Consider the following 384-nt stretch of genomic DNA (forward strand, 5'->3'; position numbering starts at 1 on the left):
GTCTTCAACCGCGGCGGGCCTGGCGAAGCGGGCATTGTGAGCCGGCAGATAGGTCTGTGCGACGAAGCGGTTGGCGGCCTCGATATCAGCCATGCCGGCCAGTGCCAGTTCCCTCGGCAGTCGGTCCTGCAAGGTTGAGAACATCCGCTCGGAGCGGCCCCTGGCTCCAGGCGAATAGGCTGGAATATGTTCGATGCCGAGCCGCTCGAGCGCCCGACCGACCTGGGTCATGCGAATCTTGTCGACAGCCCCGCCCGCCTTGAGCGTCACGAAATAGTGTCTGCCACGATCGCTGTAGAGGCTTGACGGCAATCCCTTGGCGACAAAGGTCTCCAGAAGTCCCTGGAAGCTCGACGCCGTGCCTTCCTCCTCGATCAGAAAGGC

At 63.0% G+C, this 384-nt stretch carries 1 pseudogene; it reads right to left on the reverse strand.

From position 1 onward, the window contains the following. Positions 1 to 384 (reverse strand): annotated as a pseudogene (locus EN780_RS39640) (ISNCY family transposase); the annotation flags it as partial.

The sequence above is a fragment of the Mesorhizobium sp. M4B.F.Ca.ET.089.01.1.1 genome (genome assembly GCF_004022605.1).
In the GTDB taxonomy this organism is placed as follows: Bacteria; Pseudomonadota; Alphaproteobacteria; order Rhizobiales; family Rhizobiaceae; genus Mesorhizobium; species Mesorhizobium abyssinicae.